Annotated in this window: 4 protein-coding genes; 2 read left to right on the top strand and 2 right to left on the bottom strand. The window is 37.8% G+C overall.

The features are described from left to right. Positions 1-208: 208 nt before the first annotated feature. Positions 209-1,165, top strand: a complete 957-nt coding sequence (locus ACOI1D_RS21180; protein WP_422504149.1) for a TRM11 family SAM-dependent methyltransferase — start codon at positions 209-211, stop codon at positions 1,163-1,165. Between the two features lie 76 nt (positions 1,166-1,241). Next, positions 1,242-1,391 carry a hypothetical protein gene (locus tag ACOI1D_RS21175; RefSeq protein WP_422504147.1) on the top strand — a complete coding sequence of 50 codons (150 nt, stop codon included), beginning with the start codon at positions 1,242-1,244 and terminating at the stop codon, positions 1,389-1,391. A 464-nt stretch (positions 1,392-1,855) separates the two neighbouring features. On the opposite strand, the gene ACOI1D_RS21170 is transcribed toward ACOI1D_RS21175, so the two are convergent. Beyond that, entirely contained in the window at positions 1,856-2,605 is a 750-nt protein-coding gene (locus tag ACOI1D_RS21170) for an SDR family NAD(P)-dependent oxidoreductase (protein ID WP_422504146.1), read from the bottom strand. Positions 2,606-2,826: 221 nt separating this feature from the next. Beyond that, positions 2,827-3,597, bottom strand: a complete 771-nt coding sequence (locus tag ACOI1D_RS21165; protein WP_422504145.1) for a LysM peptidoglycan-binding domain-containing protein — start codon at positions 3,595-3,597, stop codon at positions 2,827-2,829. Positions 3,598-3,915: the final 318 nt, after the last annotated feature.

Here is a 3,915-nt window from a genome sequence, read left to right as displayed (position 1 = left end):
ATTTAACTGCAAATGCCATTAAGTGAATTTATGTATGTTGGATAGGATTATGAGCGAATGGGCTTTATAGAATTATGCAGAGTTAGATCCTATAAAAAGTAGTTTAGGAAATATTGCTTATTAAGAGTTTGGGTTAACACTTAATCAAAGTTGTTGAAGAATTGGTTTCACCACCACCCTAATTGAAATACTAAAGGATGAAAGTAAATTGGATTTTAATAAACAGAAGTTGTCGATCTATGTATATACATACTCCTATCCTGAGGATGAAAGCTCTTTGTGTGCTCTGGAAATGCGTTCTTTTTTTGGGAAAGATTCTAATTCTAAAGTTTTGGAAAGCTGTGAAGAAATTGATCCTTCTCGCAGCCCATTTATTAAAGAGAGAGTTCGTGTGATTTATGAGGGAGAAACCTTTCAGGAACTTACAAAGAAAGTGAATAATTTCCGATTAGAGGAAACAACATTCAAAGTTATTTATGTGAAAAATAGTGATGTTTCAAAAACTGAAAAAGAAGGCTTTAAGAAACGGCGTGAAATTGAGAAAGAAATTGGATTATATGTTAATGGTAAAGCTGATTTACATAATCCAGATCAATTATTTGGCGTAATGAATGTAAATGGAAGGTGGATATTTGGCGACTATGCTAAAAGTGAAGCTGTTTGGTTTCAACATCAAAAGAAGCCCCATGAATACTCAACCGCACTCAGCACGCGTGTTGCGAGGGCGGTTGTGAATATCGCCCTTCCAAATACAAGTGGGATAAAGGCAATTGACCCATGCTGTGGGATTGGGACAGTACTAGTCGAAGCCAGATCGATGGGTATTGATATAGTGGGAAGCGACCGAAATCATCTTATTATCAATGGAGCACGAGAAAATATCGTACACTTTGGTCTTACAGGGGAAGTCAATTTAGCAGATATCCGGGATATTACTGATCACTATGATGTAGCCATTATTGATTTACCTTATAATTTATGCTCTTTCATAACAACGGAAGAGCAGCTTGAAATACTGGAAAGTGCACGCAGGTTTGCCAATAAGGTAGTCGTAGTAACAGTTGAACCGATAGATGGGGTGCTCTTAACTGCGGGATTTACGATTATTGACAGAGGGACTGCCAAAAAAGGATTGTTTACTCGGGAAGTAATAGTATGTAGATAAAGAAGCTTGCATTTAACTGGAAACCTACATAGTAACGAGAAGGTTGGAAAAACTAAAAAAAAAGGAGGTTTTAAAAGTGAAAAAATTATTTTTAATGTTTTTCTTAACTTTTTCTGTATTCTCGTTTGTCGGTTGTGGAAATGACGAAAGACCTGAAGAAGGTGAACAGATTGAAGATGTGGAAGAAGAGGATGAAATTGGGGACGGAGAAGTAAATGATGAATAAGCTTCTTTTCATAAATGATAATCTACAAAGACGGGGTATTTATTGCTGGGTATAAAGGAAAGTGAATCTTCCAGTAATCTGCATAACACAAAGGAGGGCCAATTCTGGTCACTCCTTTTACTAAACAATCGTCTGCTCTCGTTGTTTATCTACTAATTCACCAACCAAAATATATCTGTCAGGCGCAGGGCCGATAAAATCAAACGGATAGCAGGTGACAATTGTTAGTACTGCCTCATCGTAAGGATAACTGTACGATTGTTTTGTCTACAATTCGAGATTTGGTTTTAGCTAATACTGATGCTTTTAAAATATGGGGATACCAGTACTGCGAGGAGCAAATATAGCATTTGCTTTTGTTAGGGAGAAACTCTTAACTGGTATAGAAAACAATAATAGTAATAGATCTGTTAAATAAAGACATAAGGTAAATTTCCTTATGCCTTATGTCTTAAATTATTTATTTATACAGCTGTATATCCACCGTCCACTAACAGGCTGGCACCAGTGATAAATGAAGCATCGTCACTTGCTAAGAATAGAACAGCCTTTGCTACTTCTTGAGGTTTGCCCAAGCGCCCGATTGGATGAAGATCTGCTAGAGCATCCTTTGCGTCTTGTGGTAATTCCGCTAATAAGGGCGTATCAATATAACCTGGATTTACATTGTTTACTCGAATGCCTTTTCTTGAGTATTCAGCACTTTCAGTTTGTGTTAATAGTTTAACTCCGCCTTTAGCAGCACTATATGCCCCTACTCTTTCCTTACCGACAACTCCATGTATCGAGTCATTATTGACAATTGCTCCACCATTATCCTGTTTTAACATTTGGTTGATGGCATATTTATTGCATAGGAACACACCGTTTAGATTTACATCAATAATTTTCTTCCAGCTTTCATAATCCGTTTCGTGTACTAAAGTCATTCCACCAATACCTGCATTTGCAAATAGGACATCTAGACTTCCGTATTTTTCGACTGTAGCATCGATTAATGAGATAATCTCATCCTCACTTGTTACGTCCGCTTTTATAAACGTCGTGTCATACCCATCTTTGTTTAATTGATCAGATAATTCCTGACCTGTATCTGTTAAATCCGAAATTACTACGTTTGCACCCTCTTTTGCAAATTCAATTGAAGTCGCTTCCCCAATACCGCTTGCTCCACCTGTAACGATTACTGTTTTTCCGTCATATCTTTTTGTCATATGAGATCCTCCTGTTCTATGTCTTATAATCAAAAAACCTATTTATATCTATTCCACAATGAACAGTATTTAAACCGAGTTAGGTGTTTACTCAACATGTAAGTTACTAATTAGTTGAATTAAAAGAGAGGCTTTATATGTATTTTCGCTATTACTGTTAGTAGCAATTCAAAAACCCTATCTGCAACATAAACGAATAGGGTTTTTAACTGAAATATGTTTTACTGAGAAGAACCAAAATAGACTTTAATTTGTACCGAATCCTGTATTTCCCCAGTCCTTGCACTACGTGTATAAACCCAAACTTCCCCGGTTCTTGCAGTAGGCGGTCTGTCAAACGGTAATGAGCTTTGAAACCAGCCATAAGCTGGCGCACCCTGGTTTGTAGTTGCAGACCTTTCCCTCGATATAACTACTCCATTTGCATCTCGAACCTGATGAAGAACATTTCCTTCAAAAGCCCGTGCCCATCCTGCGACCTGTTGTCCGTTTTGGATTACAGTGCCCGGTAATGGAATTACCACAGCAATATTAGCTGAGGTTGGAAGAGGAATAATCAAAGAATAACCCGGCCAGATGACATCAGGTGAAAATCTTGGGCGATCTAGGTTGGCCCGTATAATGGTTGCCCTTGGAATTCCAAACCGTTGTTCGATTTTGTAAAGTGTATCCCCGGGCTCAACATTGTAAACAAATGCAGGAACGAGAAGTTGTTGCCCGGGAAAAATGATGTTTGGATCATCTATATCCGGATTAACTCCAGCAATCAAGTCCAAACTTGTTGAAAACCGTATAGCGATATGGTATAAGACATCTCCAGGTGTCACCACGTAAAATAAAGAATTGTTAGTAGTTGTTAAATCGGAAGGAACAACTAACATCTGACCTGGAAAAATCATATCCGGGTTGGTTACGGGTGGATACAAATAATTATCATTTGCTATTTTGTGGAGTGCTGGAAAATCGGTTTGCAATTCCGTAAAGTGTATCACCCGGCTGTATCTTATAAATGAAATAACTACCAGTTGCAATACTCATAAACATCACCCCCAATAATCTGTAACAGCTAATCATATAGTATATGTAATTCAGGCTGGTGTGTATTTGTGCGGGAAGAAAAAGGAGAGCGGCTTACCATAAATAGCCATTCAGCCTAAGTGTAATAGCCCTTCAAAGGGACGGCTCACTAGTTAAAAGTGAAAATAATCACCCTACTAACTAACCAAAGCTCATAGGGTGGTTATTTTTTAGCAGTTAAGAAAGTATAAATCCTTTCTTACTGCATAAGTGCAACTAAGGCTTTCGCCATA

Origin of the sequence: Virgibacillus sp. DJP39 (assembly GCF_049310925.1) — a bacterium.
Classification (GTDB): Bacteria; Bacillota; Bacilli; order Bacillales; family Amphibacillaceae; genus Virgibacillus_F.
This window is presented reverse-complemented; position numbering and strand designations above follow the sequence as displayed.